We start from the raw sequence: 246 nt of genomic DNA on the forward strand, positions 1-246 counted from the left end.
CTACTAACTGTTTAGCGCCAATTGTAAAAGTACTGCAAGAAAAAGTGGGCATTAAGCACGGCTCAATGACTACTATTCACGACATTACCAATACCCAAACTATTATTGATGCCCCTCATAAATATTTACGCCGTGCGCGTTCGTGCGGTACAAGTTTAATTCCTACTACAACCGGTAGTGCAACGGATATTACGCATATTTTTCCTGAGCTTAATGGTAAATTAAACGGCCATGCCGTGCGTGTAC

At 41.9% G+C, this 246-nt stretch carries 1 pseudogene; it reads left to right on the top strand.

The window, feature by feature from the left end:
• Positions 1–44: 44 nt before the first annotated feature.
• Positions 45–246 (top strand): annotated as a pseudogene (locus tag AAEY83_RS17715) (type I glyceraldehyde-3-phosphate dehydrogenase); the annotation flags it as partial.

The sequence above is a fragment of the Psychrobacter sp. TB20-MNA-CIBAN-0197 genome, assembly GCF_040309765.1.
In the GTDB taxonomy this organism is placed as follows: Bacteria; Pseudomonadota; Gammaproteobacteria; order Pseudomonadales; family Moraxellaceae; genus Psychrobacter; species Psychrobacter submarinus.